This window comes from Amycolatopsis sp. NPDC034160 (genome assembly GCF_055575355.1).
The window spans coordinates 44,389-68,106 of the sequence record NZ_JBVISU010000027.1 but is presented as its reverse complement, the minus strand read 5'-3'; the positions used below and the strand labels follow the sequence as shown (position 1 = coordinate 68,106).

Sequence of the window (23,718 nt, the reverse complement as noted above, 5' to 3'; positions counted from 1 at the left end):
CCGACAGCGCGGTCGTGAGTGGTAATGACGGTTCTAACCGTCATTACCACTCACGAGGTCGTTGTCACGCACGAGTCAGCGGCGGCCGGCGGTCAGGGCGTCGAAGTCCGGGAAGTCCTTCGCGGGCGTGGCGCCGGTGAAGGTGCCCGCCCAGCCGCCGTCGTCCTGGAAGAACCGGATCGACACGTAGTCGGGCCGCGTCCCCATGTCGAACCAGTGCGTCGTGCCGGCGGGCACGCTCAGCAGGTCCCCCGCCTCGCAGAGCACGGCGTACACCCGCCCGCCGACGTGCAGATAGAACACGGCGGACCCGCGCGCGAAGAAGCGGTCCTCGTCATCGTCGTGGGTGTGCTCGGCGAGGACCTTCTGCCGGGCCTCGGCGGCTTCGGCGGCCCAGCCGGGGTCGTCGGACGGCGTCATGCGGACGGCGTCGACGAACGTGTACCCCGCGGCCGCCGAGATCTTGGCGATCGGCTCCTCGTAGGCGGCCAGCACCTGCTCCGGGGTCACGTCACGCGGCAGGTCCTCGACGAGCTCCCACCGCTCGAACCGGACGCCGAGGCGACCGAGTTCCGCGACGATCACGGCCGTGTCCTCGGTCCTGAGCGCGATCTCACCGGGCCGGTCGTCCGGCCACACCGTCAGCAGGGTCATCGCACTCCCTCTTCTCCGCCGGGTCCGAACCCTAGGCTCGCGTCCACGATATGACATGGACTCCCACCATGCGGAAAAGTATAGGCCGTTATACGTCAGGCATCACCTGGATCGGCGCCGAGAGCCGAGGCGGCCGCGTACCGCGAGCGGTGGAGTCCGGCGGTGCGGCGGAGGGTGAACCGGTCGATCTCCGCGCCGTCGTTGCGCAGGGTCCGTACGGTCAAGGTCGTCCGCCTGCCGAACCAGGCGGGCTCGACGTCGATCGCGAGGAACGAGTAGCCGGTGTAGCGCACGCGTGACCAGGGCACCGTTTCGGTCACCTTCTCGCCGCCCTTGACCCAGTGGTACGACTGGAACTCCCCCGCGTAGGTGTCGGGTACCGGGAAGCTGTAGAGACTCTTCCCGCCTCCGCCGCAGGTCGCGTAGACCGTGCCGTCGCGGTCCGGCTCGACGGTGTCGCCGATCTTGACCTCGCGAGTCACCTTGCCGCCGCGAAGCGCGTCGGTGCGTTCGTAGATGTGGTTGTGCCCGTTGATGACGAGGTCGACCTGGTACTCGTCGAACAGCGGGACCCACTGCTCGCGGACGCCGCCCTCGGACGCGTGCTGATTAGTCGTCGAGTAGGCGCAGTGGTGGAAGAACACCACGACGAAGTCGACGTCCGGCTGCGAACGCAGGTAGCGCAGGCGCCGCTTGAGCCATGCGGTCTGGGATCCGTGCGAGTAGCCGAGATTCGCGGGGATCTCGTAGGAGACGTCGTTGGCGTCGAGCGAGATCACCCCGACGTTGCCGTAGATGAACGAATACACGCTTGGGCAGTCGTGCGGGCCGCCGCCGGGGAAGTCCCAGCGCTTGAGCTGGCCGCCGTAGCCGTCCGGCGAGTAGAGGGCCTCCATGTCGTGATTGCCGGTGGTGACCATCCAAGGCACCGACGCCGCGACGCCCTCGATCTGGCGGTAGTAGGCGTCCCAGACCTGCGGATCGAACAGGTCGTGGTCCGCGTCCGGTTCGGACCCCGGCGGTTTGCCCGCGCCGCTCGGGTCGGCGTAGGCGATGTCGCCCGCCAGCAGGTGGAACCGCGGGTTCTGGCGCGCGACGGCGCCGTCCTGCGCGAGCGCCGTCGTCGACACGCCCTGGTCACCGAAGGCGGTGAAGGTGAACTTGTCCGCCGGGACACCCCGGGCGGGCGCGGTGGTGAAGGTCGAGATCGCGGCGGGCCCGCCGTCCCCCGAAGCCGGGTCGAAACCCTCGTGCCCGACGGCGTACCGATAGGTGCGGCCGGGCCACAGGTGATCGGCCTCGGCGTGCAGGTAGTACTGGTCGTAGGGCGCGATGACGCCGGCGACCTCGGAATGCAGCACGCGGACCTCGGCCGGGATCCGGTGGCTCCAGCCGCCGTGCCGGTCGGCGATGCGCAGGAACGGCTTCCGCACCGGCGCCGGCACCTGCCACGCGATCCGCATCGACGTCCTCGGGTTCCGGCCGAACGCGAGATGCCGCCCCGCCGGGACGACCTTGTCGCCGTCGGCGTACGCGGTGCCCTGCAGGAGAAGCGGACCGGTCGCGAGCAGCGCGCCACCGGCGGCGGCGCCCTTGAGCATCGAGCGGCGGCTCAGGTATTCATGTTGTTCGGCCATCGACATCCGCGAGGCCAGCGCGTCGGGGACACCGACCCTGGGGGTTTCCATGCGCGCGATACTCGCGCACGGATGTGCCCGGCTCGCGACGGTGAAGCGAACGGCGGCCGTCGAGTTGCCCAGGGCGCGCTCAAGGGGACCCCAAGCGCCCTTTACCGTTTCGGTCTCGTGAGTGGTAATGACGGTTCTAACCGTCATTACCACTCACGAGGCCGGGAGGTCAGCGCTCACCCCGGACAGTGCGCCGCAGCTTCGGCACCCGCTCGTACAGGGTCCGTTCCGCGCCTCGCTGTGTCGGTTCGTAGTAGTCCCGCCCGACCAGTTCGTCCGGCGGATACTGTTGTGCGAGAACGCCTTCCGGCACTTTTTGCGGATGCCGGTAGCCCTTCGCGTTGCCGAGTTTCTCCGCGCCCGCGTAGTGCCCGTCGCGCAGATGCGGCGGTACCGTCCCGATCCGCCCGGACCGGACGTCGCTGAGCGCGGCGTCGATCCCGGTGATCACCGCGTTCGACTTCGGTGCCGTCGCCAGGTGTACGGTCGCCTGCGCCAGCGCGAGACGGCCTTCCGGCATCCCGATGAACTGCACCGCGTGCGCCGCGGCGATGGCCGATTGCAGTGCCGTCGGATCGGCCATCCCGATGTCCTCGCTCGCGTGCACCACCAGCCGCCGGGCCAGGAACCTCGGGTCCTCCCCCGCTTCGATCATCCGCGCCAGGTAGTGCAACGCGGCGTCCACATCGGACCCGCGGATCGATTTGATGAACGCGCTGATGACGTCGTAGTGCTGATCGCCGTCGCGGTCGTAGCGCACCGCCGCCTTGTCCACTGTGGACTCGACGATGGCGAGGTCGATCGTCTTGGCCTCGGTCGCGCTCGCCGCGTCCGCGGCGGCCTCCAGCGCGGTCAGTGCGCGCCGCGCGTCCCCGGAGGCCAGCCGCACCAGATGCGCCCGCGCGTCTTCGGTCAGCGTGAGCTCACCGCCGAGGCCGCGTTCGTCGACCAGCGCGCGCTCGATCAGCGCGATGATGTCGTCCTCGGTCAGCGGCCGCAGCTGCAGGACCAGCGATCGCGAGAGCAGCGGGGAAACCACCGAGAACGACGGGTTCTCCGTCGTGGCCGCCACCAGCAGCACCGTCCGGTCTTCGACGGCGCCGAGCAGGGCGTCCTGCTGCGTCTTGGAGAACCGGTGGACCTCGTCGATGAACAAGACGGTGTTCTCGGCGTTGTAGTTCCGGCGGCGCCGGGCCTCTTCGATGACCCCGCGTACCTCCTTCACCCCCGCCGAGAGCGCCGACATCGCCACGAACCGGCGCCCGGTCGCCGCCGACACGAGGTTCGCCAGCGTGGTCTTGCCGGTTCCCGGCGGGCCGTAGAGCAACACGGAAGCCGGAGCGGCGCCTTCGACGAGCCGCCGCAGCGGCGCGCCTTCGCGCAGCAGGTGCTGCTGGCCGACGACCTCACCGAGCGACCGCGGCCGCATCCGCACGGCCAGCGGCGCACTGGCCGGTACGGCGTTTCTCCCGCCCCCCTCTCCGAGGGGCCCACCCCCCATGACCTCCCTCGGCTCGGCCTGCTCCGGAGGCGGCCCGAGGTCGGGGTTCACGGTGAAAAGTTCGTCCTGTGCCACGGTGTCGACGGTAGCCGTTGCCACCGACATTGTCCGGCACAGGTCAGCGCAGCCGCTCCCGGAACGCATGCCACATGATGACGGCCGCGTACGGGACGAACTCGCGGCCCCGCCGCCACACCCACGGCACGCCCTTCAGCACCAACCAGCCGACGTGGCCGGCGGTGCTCGGCTCCACGCCTCCCGAGCAGGTCAGGCTGACCGGACGCGGCACCGCGAACCCGGCATCGGCGAGCCGTTCGGTGAATCCGGTCGCCAGCATCCGGTGCCCGAGTTCCGATGGGTGCAGCCGGTCGACGCTCCACGCGGCGAGATCGTAGGCGCCGGGCAGGAGTTCGAGGTCGAGACAGGGCACCCCTTCGCGCTCGACGACACCGGCGATGGCGGCGTTCAGTTCGGCCACCCGCTCGCTCAGCGCCCGCCGCAGTGACCGCGGGAGCCGGAACACCTTGCCGTGGTCGTGGTAGCGCACCGGGACCACGGTGGTGCCGACGGCGGCCAGCGTGCGGATCACCTCGGTGAGGTCCGCGGCGATCTTCCCGGCGCTGAAATCGGGCCGCAGCGTGTCGTTCATCCCCGCCACCACCAGCGCGACGTCCGGACGATGTGCCACGGCCGGGGGAAGCTGCTTCGTCAGCACGCATCCCATGCGCGCTCCGGTGAAGGAGGGGTTCAGATAGCCGTCCGGTTCGACGCCCAGCGCCTCGGCGACGAGCGGGCCGACCCCGCGCCAGCCACCTCGGTTCGGCAGCGGGTCACCCAGGCCCACCGCGGTGGAATCACCGAGCACGACCAGCCTGCGAGCGGACCGCGGGACGGCCGGTGCGGGAGGAAGGAGAGGTTCGGGACTCGGAGTGACTTCGACACTGATCACGGTCACGGTAGCCACCATCGGCCACGCAGACTCACCGGCGGTGATGCCTGGGTAACGCGACGAGGACGGCCGAGCGAAAAGTCCGTGCGGCGGTTACCGGAACGCCGGGTAGAAGGCGAGGTCCGCGTGCGGCCCCAACCGGGCCCCGAGCGCCGCGGCGACCCGGGTGGCGTGCTCGGAGATGTCCGTCAGGCGGGCACGCAGCGAATGCTTGGCCAGCTCCCGCCACCAGGTCACCAGCGCGGCCTCCCGGCTGATCGGCGTCGCGTGCCTGCTCAGGTCGAGTTCCGGGAGGATCTCCCAGGTGACGAACCACAACAGCAGCAGCTGACCGTCCATCAGGTGCTCGGCCAGCGCGTCCTCGTCCGCGAGGGATGGCCAGACCGCGACGACCTCGGACCGCCAGGCGGCGATCATCGCCTCGCTCATGCCCGGCGGCAGCGCCAGCGCGTCCGCGCAGGACGCGAACGGCAGCCGCAGGTACGCCGCGTCCATCAGCGTGCTGCGCACCCGGCCGCGTTCGAAATCGAGGAAACGCACCCCGTCGCTGGTCACGAGGTTGTTGTCCGGGCTGAGGTCGACCGGGCTGAACGCGCGGTAGGACGGCGAACCGGCCCGCTCGGCGACCTCCATGACCCGCCGCTGCACCGGCTCCGGTGTCTCGACGTCGAGCAGTTCCTCCAGCAGATCCGGCAGTTGCGCGCAGACCGCGGGCAGCGGCACGTCCTCGTTCTTCGCCGGACCGCCGAGACGGCGCAGCAGCGCGTTGAAATCGGCCTCACGGCTCGCGGTGCTCGCGTGGAGCCTGCCCAGCGACCGGGCCCAGGACAGCAGCGCGCGTTCGGCGGCGCGAGCGTCACGGGCGTGAAGCCTGTCGTGCAGCGTGGGGAGGCCGCCGAGATCTTCGAGCACCAGCACGCGATCGCGGCCGTCGTGTGCCAGCAGTTCCGGGCACATCCGGTCCTCCGGCGCGAGCGCGGTGAACAGCTGGTAGCTGACCGCCTCCTGCGCGAACGGATCGGGACGGCCGGGTTCGGGCGGATCGGGGTAGTGCTTGATGACCAAGGTGCGCGGCAGCGCGAACGGTGACGTCGCCACCCGCGCCCGCACCACCGTCGCCGGACCGCTGCCGGCGAGGTCCTCCGGGGCGACGAGGGTGATCGCACTGCCGAACCGGCGTGAAAGAACCGACTCGCCGGCGGCGACCGCCGCCGCGACGGCGAGAGTTTCGGCTCCGACTGTCGAATCATCGGCAGAGGAGGTATCGACTGTCATTGCCACCGACCCTACTCGTGACTGAGCAACCATGACCACTGAGATCCGGGCAATCGCGCGCATTGACGCGATCTGGGACTCATCCGCGTGAAAGCGGACGTTCCGTTACCCTCGAGCGTTGCCCTCGACGGCGCAATGTCAGCACAATGGCCGCAGCTGCAACGATTCCGATGAGATTGACCAGCAGTTGACCGGCCGAATAAAGACACCGTTCCCACTGACCGGCAACCGCGGCGACGACCGCGTACCCGGCCGCCGGGACGGTGGTCACCGAGATGAACACGCCGACCAGCGCGGCGGATTTGGCCGACGTCATGGAAAGCATCCCCGCCGCGCCCGCCAGCAGCGCGATGATGAGCGACGCGATTCCCACCTGGTAAACGAAATCCACCTCGTGGTTGCTCGCGAGCTTGTCCACGTCGAGCACACCGGTCAGATTCCCGACGACGACGACGCCCAGCGTGACCGCCATGGCGATCGGGAACCCACCGAGCAACGCGATCCCGCCCTGTTTCACCAGATCTGCCCGGCGCAGCACCAGCCCGACCGCGATCGCCGCGAGCGGGCCGAATTCCGGCCCCACGACCATGGCGCCGACGATGGTGACCGACGAGTTGGTGATCACCCCCACCGCGGCCAGCAGGCACGCGATGGTCAGGAACGCCTGGAAGGTCCAGGTGAGCCGGGACTCCTCGCCGGTGCGGCCGACGAGTTCCTGCCACACCACCGCGTCCGCCGCCTCACCCGGCGCGGCTTCCTCGGCCCGGTCCGCGGCGTCGGACACCGCGGTGTCCAGCGCTTCGAGCGTGATCCCGCCGGTGTGGTCGAGGTCGAGCCCGCACAGCGATTCGATGATCTCGTCGGTCGCCTCGCGGGCGATGTCCGCCTCGATCAGGTCACCCTCGGGAGCGACCGCCACCCCGTGATGCACGACGAGGTGCGCGGTCCCGGTGTGCGCCCGCAGGATCCGGATCGCTTCTTCGGTCCGGTCCGGCGGGCACACGGCCCTGAGATGGAGCATCAGTTCTTCGCGGGCGGCGCGGGCTTGGCGTCGATGCCCGCCTCCTTGCGCTGCTCCGGCGTGATGGGTGCCGGTGCGGCGGTCAGCGGGTCGAACCCGCCGCCGGTCTTCGGGAACGCGATCACCTCACGCAGCGATTCGGCCTTGGCCAGCAGCATGACGATCCGGTCCCAGCCGAACGCGATACCGCCGTGCGGCGGTGGGCCGAAGGCGAAGGCGTCGAGCAGGAAGCCGAACTTCTCCTGCGCCTCCTCCTCGGTCAGGCCCATCAGCTCGAAGACCTGCTTCTGCAGTTCCTGCTGGTGGATACGGATCGAGCCGCCGCCGATCTCGTTGCCGTTGCAGACGATGTCGTAGGCGTAGGCCAGCGCGCCGCCGGGGTCGTCGGCGAGCTTGCCGATCCACTCCGGGGTCGGCGAGGTGAAGGCGTGGTGCAGGGCCTTCCACTTGCCGCTGCCGACGGCGACGTCGTCGGATTCCTCGGCGGAGATGAACATCGGGAAATCGACGACCCACACGAACGACCAGGCGTTCTCGTCGATCAGGCCGAGGCGGTTGCCGATCTCCAGGCGCGTGGCGCCGAGCAACGAACGCGCGTCGGCGGCCTTGCCTGCGGCGAAGAAGACGCAGTCGCCGGGCTTGGCGCCGGCGGCCTCGGCGACGGTCTCGCGCTCCTTCTCCGACAGGTTCTTCGCGACCGGTCCGCCGAGCGTGCCGTCCTCGTTCACGAGGATGTAGGCGAGCCCGCGGTGCCCGCGCTGCTTGGCGAAGTCCTGCCAGGCGTCGAGGGTGCGGCGCGGCTGGTCGGCCCCGCCCGCCATCACGACGGCACCGACGTACGGCGCCTGGAACACGCGGAACGGGGTGTCGGCGAAGAACGCCGTCATGTCGGTGAGCTGGAGGTCGAAGCGCAGGTCCGGCTTGTCCGAACCGTACTTCTCCATCGCCTCGGCGTAGGTGATGCGCTGGAACGGGCGAGGGATCTCGGCACCGACCAGCTTCCACAGCGCTGTCACGATGTCCTCGCCGAGCGTGATGACGTCGTCCTGCTCGACGAAGCTCATCTCGATGTCGAGCTGGGTGAACTCCGGCTGCCGGTCGGCGCGGAAGTCCTCGTCCCGGTAGCAGCGCGCGATCTGGTAGTACCGCTCGAGCCCGCCGACCATGAGCAGCTGCTTGAACAGCTGCGGCGACTGCGGGAGCGCGTACCAGGAGCCGGGCTTGAGCCGGGCCGGGACCAGGAAGTCGCGGGCGCCCTCGGGGGTGGAGCGGGTCATGGTCGGGGTCTCGACCTCGACGAAGTCCTGCGCGTGCAGCACCTCGCGGGCGGCCCGGTTGACCTCGCTGCGCAGCCGCATGGCGGCGGCGGGGCCGCTGCGGCGCAGGTCGAGGTAGCGGTGCTTGAGGCGCACCTCCTCGCCGACGTCGACCCGGTCGTCGATCGGGAACGGCAGCACGGCGGCCTCGGACAGCACCTCGAGCTCGGTGGCCAGCACCTCGATCTCCCCGGTGGGGATTTCGGTGTTGGCGTTGCCCTCGGGGCGCTTCGACACCTCGCCGGTGATGCGGACGCAGTACTCGGAGCGCAGCTGGTGCGCGCGCTCGGCCATCTCGCCCTCGCGGAAGACGACCTGGCTCACGCCGCTGGCGTCACGCAGATCGATGAAGATGACGCCGCCGTGATCGCGCCGCCGAGCCACCCATCCGGTGAGGGTGACCGTCTGACCGGCGTGCTCGGCACGCAAGGTGCCGGCTTTGTGGGTGCGAAGCACTGCGGGTGCTCTCCTTCGGCATCACGTTTCTGCGATTCGACGGCTTTTCGCCGACGTCAAAGGCTAACGAATCGCCCCCGATGCCTCGCGACCAGGTACAAGCGTCCCCGCTAGAGCGTCGGCCAGGCCTCCAGCGCGGCGACCATCCGCCGCGTATGCGCCAGGTAGTCGGGCACGGACAGGACCCGGCCGTCGATGTTCTCCAGCAGCCAGCCCGCGGCAGCCTCCTTCGAGGCGAAGAACTGGGTGCAGACCAGCGCCTCGACATAGTCCGGGCCGAGGGTGAGATCGATTCCGGGCAGCCTCGACGCGGCGACGACGGCATGCGGTGGATCGACGCTCAGCACCCTGTCCCGGGTGAAGTGGACCCGCACGCGCGCGCCCGTCGCCGGGCAGGTCGCGTCCGCGTGCACGGGTTCCCCCGTCGCGGTGGCCAGCAGGAACAGGTCGACGCGGTAGCGATCCGAACCCGCGCGATCCGCCGTACCGGGACGCGAGCCGCGGTCCATGATGACCAGGCCGTCGCGGATGTCGAACCCCATCAGCTCCATCAGCCGGTGCGCCTCACCGGGCTCGAAGCCGACGGTCGCGGCGAGTCTGCCGATGGCGATGGGGTGCCTGCCCGCCCTGGTCAGCTTGGTCGCGGCCCAGGCGATGCGAACAGCGGCGGTGCGATCCGTCCGGGTGGTCAACAGACACCTCCTCGCCTTCCTCCCTCCGAGATTAAGCACGAAAAGGTTTTCCGCCAAGCGGCTGGGCCGAACGGCCGAATCCGTTGCTGCGTAAGAATTTTCACATTGCGTGTCGGATGTCGGCCGGGGTGGTCGTGAGTGGCGATTCGGGTGAGAACCCGAATCGCCACTCACGACCAACTTGACCCACCCCTCACCGAAACCCTCAAGCACGGAAGTCCGTGAAGGCCACCTTTGCCTTTCACAGGAGTTTGAGTTGCTCCGCCTCCGGTACGGCGGCCTCCTCGACGCGCTGCACGGGCACCGTCACCGGACCGCGTGCGGCGTCGTCCACGCGGGAACCGAAGCCGTGACGGCGCAGCAACGGGCCGACCCGCGTCCCCAGCCGCTCCAGATAGGACTTCGGGAGGTAAGCACCGCGCGCGTACAGCTCGCGATATTTCGGCACGAGCTCCGGATGTTCCCGGCCCAGCCAGCGCGCGAACCATTCCCGCGCGCCCGGCCGCAGATGCAACGGGAGGACGCTGACCCGGGTGGCGCCGGCGTCGGCCAGCCGCGCGAACAAGGCGTCGAGCGCCTCCACCGAGTCGGTCAGATAAGGCAGCACGGGGGCGACCAGCACCGAACACGGGAGCCCGGCGTCCCGCGCCTTGCGGATCAGGTCGAGCCGCGCTCGCGGGCTCGGTGTCCCCGGTTCGAGGCGGTGTTGCAGCTCCTCGTCCAGCAGCGCGAGCGAGATCGCCAGCCCGGTGGGCACGTCCTTCGACACCGATTCCAGCAACGGCAGATCCCTGGCCAGCACGGTCCCCTTGGTCAGGATGGACAGTGGCGTGCCCGAATCCGCGAGGGCGGTGATGATGCGCGGCATCAGCCGATACCGGCCTTCGGCACGCTGATAGGGATCGGTGTTGGTGCCCATGGCGACGTGCTCGCGTGTCCAGCTCGGGCGCCGTAGCTGCGCGGCCAGCACTTCGGGCGCGTTGACCTTGACGATCACCTGGGTGTCGAAATCGCGTCCGGCGTCGAGATCCAGGTACGTGTGGGTGTTCCGGGCGAAGCAGTTGTGCGTGACCATGCCGTCGGCGATGAAGTCACCGGTGCCGGTGGTGATGTCGAACAGCGGCAGCTCGATGCCGAGCGCCTCGATGGACGACACCTTCCGCCTGGTCCGGCCGATCGCGAGGCCGTCGAGCGACCGTTTCCAGCCGACGGCGGGATCGGTGAGGTGGAAGAAACGCATCTCCTCCGACGGCCCGCCGAGCAGCTGAACCGTCCACAACGGACTGAACTTGACGTTTTCGGTCTTCACGTAACGGAAACCGAAGTTGCCGAGAGCGGCACAGAAGGTCGAGACGATGTCCTGTTCATCGTGGGTGACCCGCAGCGCGCCGTGCCGGTATCCGCCGGCGAGGTCGAACAGCCCGGCCAGAAATCCGCGCTGCCAATGGGAATCCGGCGACGGCGGCACCTGGACGAAACCGACCGACGCCCCGAAATCGGGCAGGTACTTGAGCGCGCGGTCGGCGGCGTCCTTTTCGGCCGAGAAACCGCCGGACCGCAGCATCCCGCAGAGATACCCGGCGCGGTATCCGATGGTGTCGTCCGGGGTGCGGGCGAGCTTTCCGACCCCGACCAGTTCCGTGCCCCCGATCAGATGCGGTCGCTGCGCCGCGCCCCACCTTGTGCCCGTGACGTGCTTCCACCCGCGTCCGGTGAGGAACCGGTGGTCGCCACTGGCCACGATGGACGTGCCGTCGTCGAGGGTCAGGCGATAGGCCGGTTTGAGCGTCGACCAGTGCGCGAGGACAGTCGTCGGCACCAGCCGCCGCCCCGCGCCGCGTCCGCGTGTTCCGTAGATCTCGTCACCGGGCGCCAGCTCCGCCAGCGGTTTCGCCCGGCCGTCGGCCATCAGGACCGGCGTCCCGCCTTCAAGGCAGTACGTGCACGCGTGAGAGCAGCCGCGGTACGGGTTCACCGTCCAGCCGAACGGGACACCCGACCCCGCTGGCACCTTGTTCAGCACGGATTTGGCGTGCACCTCGTGAAAGGTGACGCCGTCGAATTCGGGCGAGCGCACCGGCCGTCCCAGCCCGCCCATGCCGGGCAGGACCGGCTCGCCGCCGTCCGCCCGCTGTCGATCCCATCGCACCCGGCCAGTCGAACACATGTTCTAGACAGCTGTCAAACAGGTGTTCGAGCGAGGGTGATCTTTCCCGCTTGGCCAGGATCCCGGCGAAGTCGAGACAGGCCCGCTTCTGGACGCCGACGTGGCGGCAGGGTCCACAAAGGACGGTTGGTGCTTTTATGCCCGGTTCCGCGTGGGGTCGTGAGTGTTAATGAGGGTTAGTCGTCCCGGTCCTCTGAACGCGGTAGTTGCGCGTGCAAGTACCGCGTTCAGAGGACTAAACGCGGGGTCAGAGCTGCGCGATGTTCTCCGTGACATACCCGGCGGGCTGGATGAGCCCGGCACACCGGCTCTCGCCGCGCGGTGTCGCCGACCGGCGGCGCACCGTCACCGAGTAGAAGTCGTCGCCGCCGCGCACGGTGACCACTCGCGCGTCGGCTTCGAGCAGCGGCTCCTCCTGGACGGCGATCACGTCGTCCAAACCGGACAGATTCGTCTGCCGCCGGATCGCGATCTCCGCGAACTGCGACCACGCCGTGGGCGCGGACGTCCGGCCGCGCAGCTGCTCCGGTTCGACCTGCCCGCGCAGCGCGGATTTGGCGACCAGCGCCGCTTCGGCCGGATTGAGCTGGCCGTGCAGGAAACCGTCGGGGACCACGAGCAGGTTACCCGCCCAGCGGTCACCGCCTACGTGGCTGACCTCCCAGGCCCGGCCGGGGTGATTGATGTTGAGCGTCGAGGCCAGCGGGCGGCCGAGCACGGCGCAGCACATGTCCTTGGTGCCGTGCGTGCAGACCAGGAACAGCGGCCCGCGCACCCGCGTGCCGAGGCCGCCGACGCCGTCCGCGACCGCTTGGAGGTCCAGTTCGGCCAGTTCGCTCAGGTCGCGGATCTCCAGCCGCTCCAGCCAGCGGTTGCCCGGTTCGCCACCGCCGACGTACACCGAACGAGGGCGATCCGGATCGCGCCGATGCTTGCCGGGACGGCGGATCAGCAGCGGACGGAGGCCGTGCGAACGTCTCAAGTTCTCGAGCAGCTCACGCCGCTCGGTGGGAAATGCCTCGTCGAGGAGATTTTCCAGCGCGTCCGCCGTCCACGGGCCCGGCTGCTCGATCAGCAGCCAGCAGCGCATGTCGGCGGCGGTGCCGGCGGGATTCGCGCCGAGCATGCGCGCGACGGTCGCGCAGCCCGGCAAAGCGGCGGGCGGCGCTTCGGTGTCCGAGAGCTGAGCGGTCATCGGCTGACCCCTCCGGACTTGACCTTAGGCATGCCTTAGCTTACCCCGTCCACTCTCCCTTCACACTTCTCGTCCCTTGTGACTTTCAACTGACCGAGAGGAGTCCCTGCGCCGTCAGCTCGCCGAGGAGGGCCCGCACGGTCCCCCGATCGAGTTCCGACAGTTCGGCGAGTCGTTTGACCGCCTGGGGGGTGCCGTCGAGCAGGGCCTTCAGCACCGGAGCGGCGGCGAGGGCGAAGACGAACCGTTTACCGTCCGCCAGCAGCGTCACCCGGCCGTCGCCTTCTTCGAGGACCGCCCTCGGGACGAGGAACCGGACCTCGGTCTCGTCGCCGTCGGGCAGCAGGCCGGTGGTCGCCGCCCAGGGGAGCCCCACCCGCGGATGCGCCGGGGCCGACGCGTCGCGATCGGCGAGGAACCGGTCGACGACGCCATCGGTCAGCGCGGCTTCCAGCTCTTCGCGCAGTGCGGCGGCGCGGGCGGCCCGGTCCTCCGCCGTCCCGAACCTCGGGAGGTCCTGGCGGAACACGGTGCTCGCCCGCAGTTTGTCGGCGAGCCAGGAGACCAGGTCGATCCCGGTGGCCGGATTGAAACCGAGCGTGAGATGCAGCGACATCTCCCCCACCGCGGTGACGTCGTGCCAGTGCCCGCGCGGGACATAGAGGACGTCGCCGTCTTCGAGGATGAAGTCGTCGATCGGCTCGCCTGGCCGCTCCGGCTGTTCGACGTCGCGATGCAACGGGGCCGGCCTGGTCGGACCGTGCATCCGCCAGCGTTTGCGGCCGGCGACCTGGATGATGAACGCGTCGTGGTCGTCCCAGTGCACGTCGAAGCCGTGGGTCACGCCCCAGCCGGCGTACAGGTTGACCTGGACGCTTTCGCGGAGGTCGTGTTCGAGACTCCTGGCGAAGTCGCCGATCGGGTCACTGAGTTCCTGGATGGCGTCGAGCACCATCGTCGCGCCGCCGCGGAGATGCTCGGTGAACGGAGCGGCCCGCAGGCGGGGGACGGTGCCATTGCGGCGGGTGGGGACGAGATCGGTGTAGCTCTCCATGGGGACCGGCGTCCCGTCGAGCGCCAGGCGCAGCCGCGGGAACTCCAGGCGGTGCTGCCGGAGGATCGCGTTCAGCGCCGGCCACGGCAGCAGGTCGGCGAACCGGCCCGCGCGGCCTTCGAAACGGCGGTAGGTCTCGCCCTGGACTTCGCGGAAGAACTGGCTGACCCCGAGCGGAGCCACGAGGTCAGCCAGCGTCGGCGTTTCGGGCACTCAGCCGTCGTTACCGTCGTTGTCCGCGGCGGCGCCGTTGGCCTTCCCGCGATCCACCGCTGTCGGGATCTTCTCCACCTCGATCAGCAAACCGCTGTCGGGAGCCTGCGTACCTGACTGTTCCTGTGCCATCCTGCCACCTTCACCTAGACGAGCGGACGGACCGAAAATCGGCCTGGAGCGCCGCCCAGCCTACGACACGTCCAGCGAAAAATCACCGCTCAGCAGGGAAAAACGGCCTTGTGAGCGATCTTCGACACCGTGACGCCGGTTCACCCGGACAGCGGTTCTAAGCTGCCATCCATGGCTGATCCGGCATCCGTCCCGCGCCCGCGCTGGGACGTGCTCGCGGCCATCGGCGCGGGCGGCGCGCTGGGCAGTCTGGCGCGCTACGGCCTGTCGGTCGCACTCCCCCATTCCCGGGGTCACTTCGCGCTTTCGACCTTCGCCATCAACGTTTCCGGCTGTCTGCTGATCGGCGTCCTGATGGCACTGCTGACCGCGAAGACCGACCCGCACCGGTTGCTGCGCCCGTTCCTCGGAGTCGGGATCCTGGGCGGTTACACCACGTTTTCGACCTATGCGACGGAGACACTCGATCTTGTGACGACGGGGCATCCGTTCACCGGGTTGGCCTACGCGCTCGGCACCGTGGCCGCCGCACTGATCGTGGTCTACGCCGGGCACGAGATCACCCGTGCGGTGGTGAAATGACCGTTCTTTTCGTCGCGCTCGGTGGTGGCACCGGCGCGATCCTGCGTTACCTGACCGATCTGCGGACGCGAGCGTGGCTGGGCGGCGCGTTCCCGTGGGGCACGCTCGCGGTCAACGTCGCGGGCTCGGCGGTCCTCGGTTTCCTCACCGGCTGGGCACTGCACGGCGGCCAGCCGGACGCGGTCCGCTCGCTACTGGCCGTCGGATTCTGCGGCGGGCTCACCACCTTTTCGACCTTCGGGTACGAAACACTGCGCCTGTTCACCGAAAAGGCGCGGCTGCGCGCGGTGCTGAACGTCGGCGTCACGGTGGTCGCCGGGATCGGTGCCGCGACGGCCGGGCTGGCGCTGGCCGCCGCTCTCTGGCACTGATTCAGTCTTCGGACGCCATCCGCCACGCGGCCGCGGCGACCGCTTCCCGCTGTTCGACCGGCAGTTCGGAAGCCATCTGCTCCAGCTTCTCGACGACGCCTTCGTGCGCGGCGTTCGCGAGCCGGAGGCCCTCCTCGGTGAGCCTGATCTTCAGCGCGCGGCGGTCGCCGGCGTCCGCGACCCGCTCGACGAGGGCCCGCCGCTGCACCCGGTCCACCAGGCCGGTGACGCTGGACTTCTCCAGGTTCAGCATCCGGCCTAGCTCGGTCATCCCGACGCCCGTCTCCCGCTGCGCCAGCACACAGAGCAGCTGCGCCTGCTGCGGAGTGAGGTCGTGCGAGCGGCCGACGTCGATGAAGGCCCGCTGCACCAGATGCGAGAGGCGGACCAGCGCTGTCGCGAATCCGAGGTCTTCGGCCGTGGTCATGACCTAAGACTACTTGACGATCGTTCGGAGTACGAACTACTGTAGTTCGCAGTACCAACATTCCGTACTACGAACTAGGGGATCTCATGACCACGACCGTGGCCGTCATCGGCGGGGGATACGGCGGAACCACCGTCGCCAAGGAACTGGACTCGTTCACCGACGTCGTCCTCGTCGAGCCGCGCGAGGACTTCGTCCATCACGTCGCCGCGTTGCGTGGGCTCGTCGATCCCGAGTGGACAGACCGGCTTTTCTACTCCTACGACCGGCTCCTCGAACGCGGACGGGTGGTGCGCGACCGCGCGGCGAGCGTGGACCAGGACGGCGTCACGCTCGCGTCGGGCGAACGGCTCACCCCCGACTACCTCGTGCTGGCGACCGGTTCGGCGTACCCGTTCCCGGCGAAGATCGATTTCCGGGACAGCGCTTCGGCGAAGGCGAAAATCCATGCCACGCGGGAAGAACTCGCGGGCGCGGAGAAGGTCCTGCTGCTCGGCGCGGGCCCGGTGGGCCTCGAACTGGCCGGCGAGATCAAAGCAGTGTGGCCGGAGAAGGCCGTGACGATCGTCGACCCGGCGGAGGAAATCCTGCCGGGCTTCCCGGCCGACTTCCGCGCCGAAATCCGCCGTCAGCTCGACGAACTGGGCGTCGAACTCCTGCTGGGCACTTCGCTGACCGAGTCACCGGTCTCGGAACCGGGACAGGCCAAGACATTCACCGCGGCACTGACCTCCGGCGGTGAGGTGACCGCCGACCTGTGGTTCCAGTGCTTCGGAGGCGCCCCGCACACGGCGTACCTCGACGGTGACCTCGCCGCCGCCCGGCAGCCGAACGGACAGGTGGCCGTGACCGCCGAGCTGCGGCTTCCCGGGCAGGAACGGGTGTTCGCGCTCGGGGACATCACCGCGCTGCCGGAAGGGAAACTGGCGAAGGTGGCCGGTGACCACGCCGAGGTCGTCGTCGCCAACATCCGGGCCCTGATCGAGGGCGGCGAACTGCGGACCCACACGCCCGGCGGGCCGATGATCTCGCTGCCGCTGGGGCCTTCCGGTGGCGCGACCTACGCGGAGGAGGTGGGGATCCTGGACGCGGCGACGACGTCGGAGATCAAGGGTTCGCACATGATGGCTTCGCGGTACGAGGAGCTTTTCAACGTCACCTGAGTGCCCGCGCGCGCTATGAAAGGACCTTTCCTTGCAAAATTTGCAAGGAAAGGTCCTTTCATAGCGTTCGGGACCCAAGTCAGGACCGAGGCGCCAGACCCCGCACCTGCGCGAACGGATCCTCACCCGTCGGCAGCAGCGCGATGATCGGCGTCGTCAGCCCGTTGTCCACATAGGACTGCACCTGCTCGCGGCAGGAATCGAGGCTGCCGTGGACGATCAGGTCGTCGACGACCTCGTCCGGGATGACCTGGTTGGCCTTCTGCCGGTCGCCGGCGGCCCACGCCTCGTGCATCGGCGCGAGCGCCTCACCCCGGCCGAGCCAGTCGTGGAACGCCGCGTACACCGGCACGGTCAGGTAGCTCGAGATGAGCATCCGGCCGAGCCCGCGCGCGGCGGCCTTGTCCTCGGTGGGGCAGACGAAGATCCGGGCGGCCAGTTCGGTGTCCGGCCCGATCTCCTCGCGCACCTTGGGCACGTCGGAGGCCGCGAGCCAGTTGGTGATGGCACCGTCGGCCTCCCGCGCGGCCAGCCGCAGCATGCCGGGCCGCAGCGCGGCGAGCATGATCGACGGGGGCGGGTCGGCGGGGCGCTCCAGCCGGAACTTGCTGACGGAGAAGGACTCGTACTCCTCGGTGACCTTCTCCCCCGCCAGTGCCGACCGCAGGAAACGCAGGGTGTCCCGCGACCGCGCGAACGGGGCCTCGAACTCGGCGGCGTTCCAGTTCTTCACGATCACCGGCGACGAAGCCCCGATACCGAGGACGAACCGGCCGGGCGCCAGTTCCGCGACGGTGGCCGCGCTCATCGCCAGCAGGCCGGGCCCTCGGGTGTACACCGGCACGATCGCGGTGCCGAGCCGCAGCTGGGGCGCCCACTGCGAAGCCAGCACCAGCGGGGTGAAGGCGTCGTTGCCCGCTGTCTCGGCCGACCACGCGTCGGTGTAGCCGAGGTCGGGCAGCTGCTCGACCAGCTCCTTGTGCGCCGCGAGCGGCACCCCGGTCAGCGGAATGGTGATGCCCCACCGTTTCATGCGTTCTCCTCGCTCTTCGCCGCGTCACCGGACAGCTCGCGCACGATCCAGTCCACCTGCGTGCGCATCAGGTTTTCCGCCACCTCTTCGGCTTGCGGCGTCATATGCGTCGCCCCGGCCAGCGGCAGGAACACGTGCGGGCGTCCCTTGGCCAGCAGTGCCGACGACAGGCGCAACGAGTGGGCGACGAAAACGTTGTCGTCGGCGAGGCCGTGCACGATCAGCAGCGCCCTGGACAGGTCACCGGCGTCGGCGATCAGCGAGTTGTGCTCGTACGACGCCGTTTCCTCCTGCGGCAGCCCGAGGTAGCGCTCGGTGTAGTGCGTGTCGTACAGCGACCAGTCGGTCACCGGGGCGCCCGCGACACCGGCGTGGAAGACGTCGGGGCGGCGCAGGACGGCCAATGCGGACAGGTAGCCGCCGTAGGACCAGCCGCGGATCGCGACCCGCTCGGTGTCCAGTTCCGGATGGAGCGCGGCCGCCGCTCGCAGGGCGTCGACCTGGTCGGCGAGGGTGACGTCGGCGAGTTTGCCCGCGATCTCCTTCTCCCACGCCGCGCCCCGGCCGGGCGTGCCCCGCCCGTCGGCGACCAGCACCGCGAAGCCCTGGTCCGCCAGCCATTGCGGGGTCAGGAAGGCGTTGCGGGTCTGCAGGACACGCTGGGCGTGCGGGCCGCCGTACGGGTCGAGCAGCACCGGCAGCTTGCCTTCGCTCTCCTCGTATCCGGTCGGCAGCACCAGCGCGGCGCGCAGGCCCAGCTCTCCCAGCGTCAGCCAGGTCAGATTCGGCGCGACATCGGGATCCACGGTGTAGGAACCGATCCGCGCCACCGTCTTCTCTCCGGACACGACGGTCACCACCGGCCCGCTGCGCTCCAGGCTCCACGAGGACAGCACAGCCAGCGAAGCGGTTCCGGCGCCGACGTGCACGCCGTCCTCAGTGGACAGACAACGGAGTTCCCCGCCTTCGGTGCGGAAAACGTGGATCTGTGTCGGATCGGCCTCGGATGCGCTGAACAGCACCTCGTCGCCGACGTGCAGGATCTGGCGCACCTGCAGTCCCGGTGGGGTGAGGGCGACCCCGTCGACGATCAGCCGGTGGTCACCGTCGGCGGCGCTCTCGCGTACCAGGCGGCCGTCGGTCGTCCACGCCGGGACACCAGCGACGAGCTCGACCCAGTGCTCGTCGGTCTCGGTGTGCAGGACCTCGACCGAACCGTCCGCCGGGTCGACGGCCTGGATCTCGAGCCGGCGCTGGTCTCGCGACTGGACCGACAGCAGCGGCTTGCCCGCCGCCGACCAGTGCACCGCCGCCAGGTATTCCCAGTCCGTCTTCGCCACGTCGACCCGCGAGCCGTCGAGCCCGATGATCGCCAGCGTCACGTCGGCGTTCTTCGTCCCCGCCGCCGGGTAGGCGACGACGTTGGCCGCCGACTGCGGGTTGGCCGGGTCGGCGATCGTCCAGCGCGGCACGGCCGCCCGGTCGGACCGCTCCACCAGCAGGCTCTTCCCGTCCGGCGACCACCAATAGCCGCGGGTGCGGCCCATCTCCTCGGCCGCGATGAACTCCGCGAGCCCCCAGGCGATGTCCTCGCCCTCTTCCTCGACTACCAGGCGGTCCTCGCCGGTGGCGCGGTCGATCACCCGCAGGCGCCGGTCGCGGACGTAGGCCACGCGGCTGCCGTCCGGACTGGGCCGCGGATCCACGACCGAACCCTCCACCAGCACGGACACCGCGCCGGTCGTCAGGTCGAGGGTGTGCAGCTTGCCCGACAGGGAGAACGCGGCGACGGTGAAGGCGTCGTCGACCGCGTAGCCGACCACGCCGCCGCCGGTCTCCCGGCTGCGCTCGCGGCGGGCGCGCTCCTCGGCGGGCAGGTCCTCTTCACCGGGCAGCAAGTCGGCCGCGTCGACCAGCTTCGTCTCCTCGCCCGAAGCGACGTCGAACGACCACAGGCTGTGCCGCGGGTCGGTGCCGGACTCGGTCCGCAGGAACAGGATGCGGGAAGCGTCCGGGGCGACCTTGAACTCTTTCGGCGCGCCGAGGGTGAAGCGCTGGGTGCGGGCCTGGCGGCGGAGGAACGGAAGATCTTCGAGGCTGGTGTCGGTCACGTCCGCACTCTCTCAGACACTCATCCCGGTACGCCAACGCCTTCCAGCTTCTTCAGTTCCGTCTCGGGATCGAAAGCCGCCTGCGGGAACTTCGGGTCCATCTCCTCGATCGTCTCGATCAGGAGCCGCGCGACCAGCCAGTTGCGGTACCACTTGTGGTCGGCGGGGACGGCGTACCAGGGCGCCGCCTGGGTGGAGGTCTTGGCGAAGATGTCGGCGTAGGCCTTCTGGTAGTCGTTCCACTGGGCGCGCGCGTCGAGGTCGGCGGAGTTGTACTTCCACCACTTCGCCGGGTTCTCCAGCCTCGCCTTGAGCCGCCGCAACTGCTCCTCGGGAGAGATGTCGAGGAACACCTTCACGATCGTCGTGCCCGCGTCGGTCAGTTCCCGCTCGAACTCGTTGATCTCGGCGTAGCGCTTGCGCCACTCCTCGGCGGGGACCAGCTTCTGCACGCGCGGGACCAGGATGTCCTCGTAGTGCGAGCGGTCGAAGACGCCGACCTGCCCCGGCCCGGGGAGCTGTTTGCGGACCCGCCACAGGTAGGGGTGGCGCCGCTCGGTCGCGGTCGGCTTCTTGAAGCTCACGTACCGCACGCCCATCGGGTTGACCAGGCCGAGGACGTGGCCCACCGTGCCGCCCTTGCCGGAGGTGTCCATCCCCTGCAGGACCAGCAGGACGCTGCGGTTCCCTCCGCCGACGCCCTCCGCGTAAAGGGCCTCCTGCAGTTTGGCGAGCTTGTCGCCGGAGCCGAGGAGGTCCTTCAGCGCCTTCGGCTTCTTGTGCGGCCCGATCGGGAACGAGCCCGGATCGTGCCGCTCGGTCCCCTTGCCGATCCTCAGCGCGTCCCGGACGGAGACGTGATCCTTTTTCGCCATCTGGCGACGATAACCGCGGTTCGCACCCCGCGCCTGCGATGATCGAGTACTCGCTCGCACGATTTCGCCACAGAAAGGAGTCGATACGCAACGAACAACGGGTCAAAGCAACGTTTCCCGGATGAAAGGGGACGGATGGCCATCTAACCTGAACGCATGACGACCGCCGACTTCATCGCGCTCGACGAGCAGTGGAGCACGCACAACTACCACCCCCTGCCCGTGGTGATCGCCACCGCCGAGGGCGCTTCGGTCACCGACGTCGAGGGGAAGACCTACCTCGACTTCCTTTCCGGCTACTCCGCGCTGAACTTCGGCCACCGCCACCCCGGGCTCATCGCCGCCGCGATCGAGCAGTTCGGCCGGGTCACGCTGACCTCGCGCGCCTTCCACCACGACCAGCTCGGGCTCTTCTGCCGGGAACTCGCGGAGCTGACCGGCACCGAGATGACGCTGCCGATGAACTCCGGCGCGGAAGCCGTCGAGTCCGCGGTGAAGATCGCCCGCAAGTGGGCCTACCGGGTCAAGGGCGTCCCCGACGGGACCGCCGAAATCATCGTCGCCGGGTCGAACTTCCACGGCCGCACGACGACCATCGTGTCCTTCTCCACCGACGAGACCGCGCGCGCCGACTTCGGCCCGTTCACCCCGGGCTTCGTCACCGTCAAGTACGGCGACGCCAACGCGCTGCGCGACGCCATCACCGAGCGCACCGCCGCGATCCTGCTGGAGCCAGTGCAGGGTGAGGCGGGCGTGATCGTGCCACCCGCCGGCTACTTCGCCGAAGCGCGGCGGCTCTGCGACGAGCACGACGTCCTGCTGATCGCCGACGAGATCCAGTCCGGCCTCGCGCGCACCGGCACCGTCCTCGCGCTCGACCACGAAGGCGTGCGCGCCGACGTCTACACCCTCGGCAAGGCGCTCGGCGGCGGGATCATGCCGGTGTCGGCCGTCGTCGGCGGCAAGGACGTGCTGGGGGTGCTGCGGCCGGGCGAGCACGGCTCCACCTTCGGTGGGAACCCGGTCGCCTGCGCGATCGGGCGGGCCGTGGTCGGGCTGCTGAAGACCGGCGAGTTCCAGGAGCGCTCGCGGGAACTGGGCGCCCACCTGCACGCGCGGCTCGGCGAACTGGTCGGCGACGGGCTGGCCGAGGTCCGCGGGCGCGGGCTGTGGGCGGGCGTCGACATCGCGCCCGGCGGCCCGACCGGCCGGGAGGCGTCCACGGCGCTGGCCGAACGCGGCGTGCTGTGCAAGGAGACGCACGACCACACGCTGCGGATCGCGCCGCCGCTGGTGATCACCCGCGAGGAACTCGACCGCGGTATCGACGCGATCACGGAGGTCGTCGGGACCCGGTGAACCTTTCGGACGGGCTGTACGTTGCCTGTCCATGGGAGACGAGCGGGAGTGGGTGGAGCGGCCGCTGGTCGGCACCGAGACGGTGTCGCCGGAGGACTGGTTCGCGAGGGGTAAGGCGCTGCGGGACAAGGCGCCGACGTCCGCGCACGACCACGCCGCGGCGAGCGCCGACCGGCCCGACGTGGCGGAGTTCTTCGCGCGGAGCAATGAAGGCCGTCTGCCGGAACTGGTGGAACTGCGGCGCGAGCGCATGCTCGCGTCGCCGTTCACCTTCTACCGGGGAGCGGCCGGGCTGATGGCCGCGGATCTGGCGGGAACGCCCACGTCCGGACTGACGGCGCAGCTCTGCGGGGACGCGCACGCGGCGAACTTCGGGCTCTACGGCACGCCCGAGGGCCAGATCGTGATGGACATCAACGATTTCGACGAGTCCGTGCCCGGCCCGTGGGAATGGGACCTCAAGCGGCTCGCCGCGAGTCTCGTGCTGGCCGGGCGCGAGGGCGGCATCGGCGAGTCGGGCTGCCGCGAAGCCGCCGAGGACGCGGTGAAATCCTACCGGCGCACCATCCGAGGGCTCGCGGAACTGCCGTTCCTGCGATCGTGGAACGCGCTGCCGGACGCGTCGGTGCTGAGCACGGTCAAGGCGCACGACCTGATCGACGACTTCGAAGAAGCGGCCGAGAAGGCACGGAAGAACACCAGCGCGAAGGTCACCGCGAAGTGGACCCGGCGCATCGACGACCACCGGACCGGCCTCGAACGGCACCGGTTCGTCGAAGACCCGCCGGTCCTCACGCACGTCGACGACGCGACGGCGGAGGCCGTGATCACCGGATTGGTGTCCTATGTGGACACCGTGCGTGAGTCGCGGCGGACGCTGATCTCGCGGTATCGGGTGTCCGATGTGGCCTTCCGGGTGGTCGGCACCGGTAGCGTCGGGTTGCGGAGCTACGTCGCGCTGCTGCACGGAAACTCCGGTGAAGACCTTGTGCTGCAAGTGAAACAGGCCAAGCCGTCGGCGCTGTCGCCCTATCTCGGGCTGACTTCACCGGACCACGAGGGCCGCCGGATCGTCGAGGGAGCGCGGCTCGTGCAGGCCGAAACCGACATCCTGCTCGGCTGGACGACCATCGACGGCGTGCCGTACATCGTGCGGCAGTTCCGTAACCTCAAGGGCGACATCGATCCCGCGGAGTTGAAGAAGGACCACCTCGACGACTACGGCCGGCTGGCGGGCGCGTTGCTGGCCCGGGCGCACGCGCGGTCACTGCATCCGCAACTGCTGGCGGGGTACTTCGAGGACGACGACGACCTCGACGAGGCGATCGGGGCTTACGCGGTGCGGTACGCGGATCAGACCGAAGCGGACTTCGCCGCCTTCGCCGCCCTCTGAGTCCCGCGTTCGCAGTGATCTCCCCGCACCAGCTCACCTCGCCGTGAAGGCCTCCTTTCCTACCCTGAGGGTAGTGAAGGAGCCCCTCACT

Annotated in this window: 21 protein-coding genes; 5 read left to right on the top strand and 16 right to left on the bottom strand. The window is 69.5% G+C overall.

Translation table 11 applies throughout. The annotated features are described in order from the left end of the window. Window positions 1–75 precede the first annotated feature (75 nt). From ACZ54P_RS35465 to ACZ54P_RS35410, 12 genes are all read right to left on the bottom strand, one after another. Window positions 76–654, bottom strand: a complete 579-nt coding sequence (locus ACZ54P_RS35465; RefSeq protein WP_465465980.1) for a 1,2-dihydroxy-3-keto-5-methylthiopentene dioxygenase — start codon at window positions 652–654, stop codon at window positions 76–78. A 95-nt stretch (window positions 655–749) separates the two neighbouring features. Then, window positions 750–2,342, bottom strand: a complete 1,593-nt coding sequence (locus ACZ54P_RS35460) for a purple acid phosphatase family protein (protein ID WP_465465979.1) — start codon at window positions 2,340–2,342, stop codon at window positions 750–752. 169 nt (window positions 2,343–2,511) lie between these two features. Then, window positions 2,512–3,918 carry a replication-associated recombination protein A gene (locus tag ACZ54P_RS35455; protein ID WP_465465978.1) on the bottom strand — a complete coding sequence of 469 codons (1,407 nt, stop codon included), beginning with the start codon at window positions 3,916–3,918 and terminating at the stop codon, window positions 2,512–2,514. 43 nt (window positions 3,919–3,961) lie between these two features. Continuing rightward, window positions 3,962–4,810, bottom strand: a complete 849-nt coding sequence (locus tag ACZ54P_RS35450; protein ID WP_465465977.1) for an SGNH/GDSL hydrolase family protein — start codon at window positions 4,808–4,810, stop codon at window positions 3,962–3,964. A gap of 75 nt (window positions 4,811–4,885) precedes the next feature. Continuing rightward, entirely contained in the window at window positions 4,886–6,067 is a 1,182-nt protein-coding gene (locus tag ACZ54P_RS35445; protein WP_465465976.1) for a phosphotransferase, read from the bottom strand. 79 nt (window positions 6,068–6,146) lie between these two features. Beyond that, window positions 6,147–7,088, bottom strand: coding sequence for a DUF389 domain-containing protein (locus tag ACZ54P_RS35440; protein ID WP_465465975.1), 942 nt, complete (start codon window positions 7,086–7,088; stop codon window positions 6,147–6,149). After that, on the bottom strand, window positions 7,088–8,860 hold the full coding sequence (aspS, locus tag ACZ54P_RS35435) for an aspartate--tRNA ligase (protein WP_465465974.1): 1,773 nt from the start codon (window positions 8,858–8,860) through the stop codon (window positions 7,088–7,090). Before aspS ends, ACZ54P_RS35440 begins: the two co-directional genes overlap by 1 nt. 110 nt (window positions 8,861–8,970) lie before the next feature. Continuing rightward, window positions 8,971–9,552: an organomercurial lyase gene (merB, locus tag ACZ54P_RS35430; RefSeq protein WP_465465973.1), complete on the bottom strand. Its 582-nt coding sequence runs from the start codon at window positions 9,550–9,552 to the stop codon at window positions 8,971–8,973. Between the two features lie 241 nt (window positions 9,553–9,793). Beyond that, window positions 9,794–11,701: an intein-containing Rv2578c family radical SAM protein gene (locus ACZ54P_RS35425; protein WP_465465972.1), complete on the bottom strand. Its 1,908-nt coding sequence runs from the start codon at window positions 11,699–11,701 to the stop codon at window positions 9,794–9,796. 265 nt (window positions 11,702–11,966) lie between these two features. After that, window positions 11,967–12,914 carry a sucrase ferredoxin gene (locus ACZ54P_RS35420; protein ID WP_465465971.1) on the bottom strand — a complete coding sequence of 316 codons (948 nt, stop codon included), beginning with the start codon at window positions 12,912–12,914 and terminating at the stop codon, window positions 11,967–11,969. A gap of 85 nt (window positions 12,915–12,999) precedes the next feature. Continuing rightward, on the bottom strand, window positions 13,000–14,181 hold the full coding sequence (locus ACZ54P_RS35415) for a cupin domain-containing protein (RefSeq protein WP_465465970.1): 1,182 nt from the start codon (window positions 14,179–14,181) through the stop codon (window positions 13,000–13,002). Further along, window positions 14,182–14,313 (bottom strand): hypothetical protein, encoded by a 132-nt coding sequence (locus ACZ54P_RS35410; RefSeq protein WP_465465969.1) that lies wholly within the window; start codon window positions 14,311–14,313, stop codon window positions 14,182–14,184. 171 nt (window positions 14,314–14,484) lie between these two features. On the opposite strand from ACZ54P_RS35410, the gene crcB (ACZ54P_RS35405) reads away from it, so the two are divergent. Both crcB (ACZ54P_RS35405) and crcB (ACZ54P_RS35400) read left to right on the top strand, forming a co-directional pair. After that, entirely contained in the window at window positions 14,485–14,895 is a 411-nt protein-coding gene (crcB, locus tag ACZ54P_RS35405) for a fluoride efflux transporter CrcB (RefSeq protein WP_465465968.1), read from the top strand. Continuing rightward, window positions 14,892–15,266 (top strand): fluoride efflux transporter CrcB, encoded by a 375-nt coding sequence (gene crcB, locus ACZ54P_RS35400; RefSeq protein WP_465465967.1) that lies wholly within the window; start codon window positions 14,892–14,894, stop codon window positions 15,264–15,266. The genes crcB (ACZ54P_RS35405) and crcB (ACZ54P_RS35400) overlap by 4 nt, the downstream gene beginning before the upstream one ends. Before the next feature lies 1 nt (window position 15,267). Here the strand turns inward: crcB (ACZ54P_RS35400) and ACZ54P_RS35395 are convergent, their stop codons facing one another. Further along, entirely contained in the window at window positions 15,268–15,693 is a 426-nt protein-coding gene (locus ACZ54P_RS35395) for a MarR family winged helix-turn-helix transcriptional regulator (RefSeq protein WP_465465966.1), read from the bottom strand. Between the two features lie 86 nt (window positions 15,694–15,779). Between ACZ54P_RS35395 and ACZ54P_RS35390 the strand changes: the two genes are divergently transcribed. Beyond that, window positions 15,780–16,856, top strand: coding sequence for an NAD(P)/FAD-dependent oxidoreductase (locus ACZ54P_RS35390; protein ID WP_465465965.1), 1,077 nt, complete (start codon window positions 15,780–15,782; stop codon window positions 16,854–16,856). 79 nt (window positions 16,857–16,935) lie between these two features. Here the strand turns inward: ACZ54P_RS35390 and ACZ54P_RS35385 are convergent, their stop codons facing one another. The 3 genes from ACZ54P_RS35385 to ACZ54P_RS35375 are packed head-to-tail and all read right to left on the bottom strand — an operon-like array spanning window position 16,936 to window position 20,875. After that, entirely contained in the window at window positions 16,936–17,889 is a 954-nt protein-coding gene (locus tag ACZ54P_RS35385) for an LLM class F420-dependent oxidoreductase (protein WP_465465964.1), read from the bottom strand. Beyond that, the gene (locus ACZ54P_RS35380; RefSeq protein WP_465465963.1) at window positions 17,886–20,000 is read right to left on the bottom strand and encodes a S9 family peptidase; all 2,115 of its coding nucleotides are present in this window, start codon (window positions 19,998–20,000) and stop codon (window positions 17,886–17,888) included. The genes ACZ54P_RS35385 and ACZ54P_RS35380 overlap by 4 nt, the downstream gene beginning before the upstream one ends. Window positions 20,001–20,020: 20 nt before the next feature. Continuing rightward, the gene (locus ACZ54P_RS35375; RefSeq protein ID WP_465465962.1) at window positions 20,021–20,875 is read right to left on the bottom strand and encodes a PPK2 family polyphosphate kinase; all 855 of its coding nucleotides are present in this window, start codon (window positions 20,873–20,875) and stop codon (window positions 20,021–20,023) included. A 156-nt stretch (window positions 20,876–21,031) separates the two neighbouring features. Between ACZ54P_RS35375 and rocD the strand changes: the two genes are divergently transcribed. Together rocD and ACZ54P_RS35365 are read left to right on the top strand one after the other, a co-directional pair. After that, complete coding sequence (rocD, locus tag ACZ54P_RS35370) at window positions 21,032–22,234, top strand: ornithine--oxo-acid transaminase (RefSeq protein WP_465465961.1); 1,203 nt, start codon at window positions 21,032–21,034, stop codon at window positions 22,232–22,234. Window positions 22,235–22,265: 31 nt separating this feature from the next. Next, a complete protein-coding gene (locus ACZ54P_RS35365) occupies window positions 22,266–23,627 on the top strand; it encodes a DUF2252 domain-containing protein (protein WP_465465960.1) in 1,362 nt (453 codons plus the stop codon). The last annotated feature ends 91 nt before the right edge of the window (window positions 23,628–23,718 follow it).

What these genes read in the sequence shown, in the direction of transcription:
- rocD (WP_465465961.1), top strand. Translation starts at nt 21,032, where the DNA reads ATGACGACCGCCGACTTCATCGCGCTCGACGAGCAGTGGAGCACGCAC.
- ACZ54P_RS35420 (WP_465465971.1), bottom strand. Translation starts at nt 12,914, where the DNA reads ATGACCGCTCAGCTCTCGGACACCGAAGCGCCGCCCGCCGCTTTGCCG.
- ACZ54P_RS35395 (WP_465465966.1), bottom strand. Translation starts at nt 15,693, where the DNA reads ATGACCACGGCCGAAGACCTCGGATTCGCGACAGCGCTGGTCCGCCTC.
- ACZ54P_RS35465 (WP_465465980.1), bottom strand. Translation starts at nt 654, where the DNA reads ATGACCCTGCTGACGGTGTGGCCGGACGACCGGCCCGGTGAGATCGCG.
- ACZ54P_RS35440 (WP_465465975.1), bottom strand. Translation starts at nt 7,088, where the DNA reads ATGCTCCATCTCAGGGCCGTGTGCCCGCCGGACCGGACCGAAGAAGCG.
- ACZ54P_RS35375 (WP_465465962.1), bottom strand. Translation starts at nt 20,875, where the DNA reads ATGGCGAAAAAGGATCACGTCTCCGTCCGGGACGCGCTGAGGATCGGC.
- ACZ54P_RS35390 (WP_465465965.1), top strand. Translation starts at nt 15,780, where the DNA reads ATGACCACGACCGTGGCCGTCATCGGCGGGGGATACGGCGGAACCACC.
- ACZ54P_RS35410 (WP_465465969.1), bottom strand. Translation starts at nt 14,313, where the DNA reads ATGGCACAGGAACAGTCAGGTACGCAGGCTCCCGACAGCGGTTTGCTG.
- ACZ54P_RS35450 (WP_465465977.1), bottom strand. Translation starts at nt 4,810, where the DNA reads ATGGTGGCTACCGTGACCGTGATCAGTGTCGAAGTCACTCCGAGTCCC.
- crcB (WP_465465967.1), top strand. Translation starts at nt 14,892, where the DNA reads ATGACCGTTCTTTTCGTCGCGCTCGGTGGTGGCACCGGCGCGATCCTG.
- crcB (WP_465465968.1), top strand. Translation starts at nt 14,485, where the DNA reads ATGGCTGATCCGGCATCCGTCCCGCGCCCGCGCTGGGACGTGCTCGCG.
- ACZ54P_RS35365 (WP_465465960.1), top strand. Translation starts at nt 22,266, where the DNA reads ATGGGAGACGAGCGGGAGTGGGTGGAGCGGCCGCTGGTCGGCACCGAG.
- ACZ54P_RS35460 (WP_465465979.1), bottom strand. Translation starts at nt 2,342, where the DNA reads ATGGAAACCCCCAGGGTCGGTGTCCCCGACGCGCTGGCCTCGCGGATG.
- ACZ54P_RS35445 (WP_465465976.1), bottom strand. Translation starts at nt 6,067, where the DNA reads ATGACAGTCGATACCTCCTCTGCCGATGATTCGACAGTCGGAGCCGAA.
- ACZ54P_RS35385 (WP_465465964.1), bottom strand. Translation starts at nt 17,889, where the DNA reads ATGAAACGGTGGGGCATCACCATTCCGCTGACCGGGGTGCCGCTCGCG.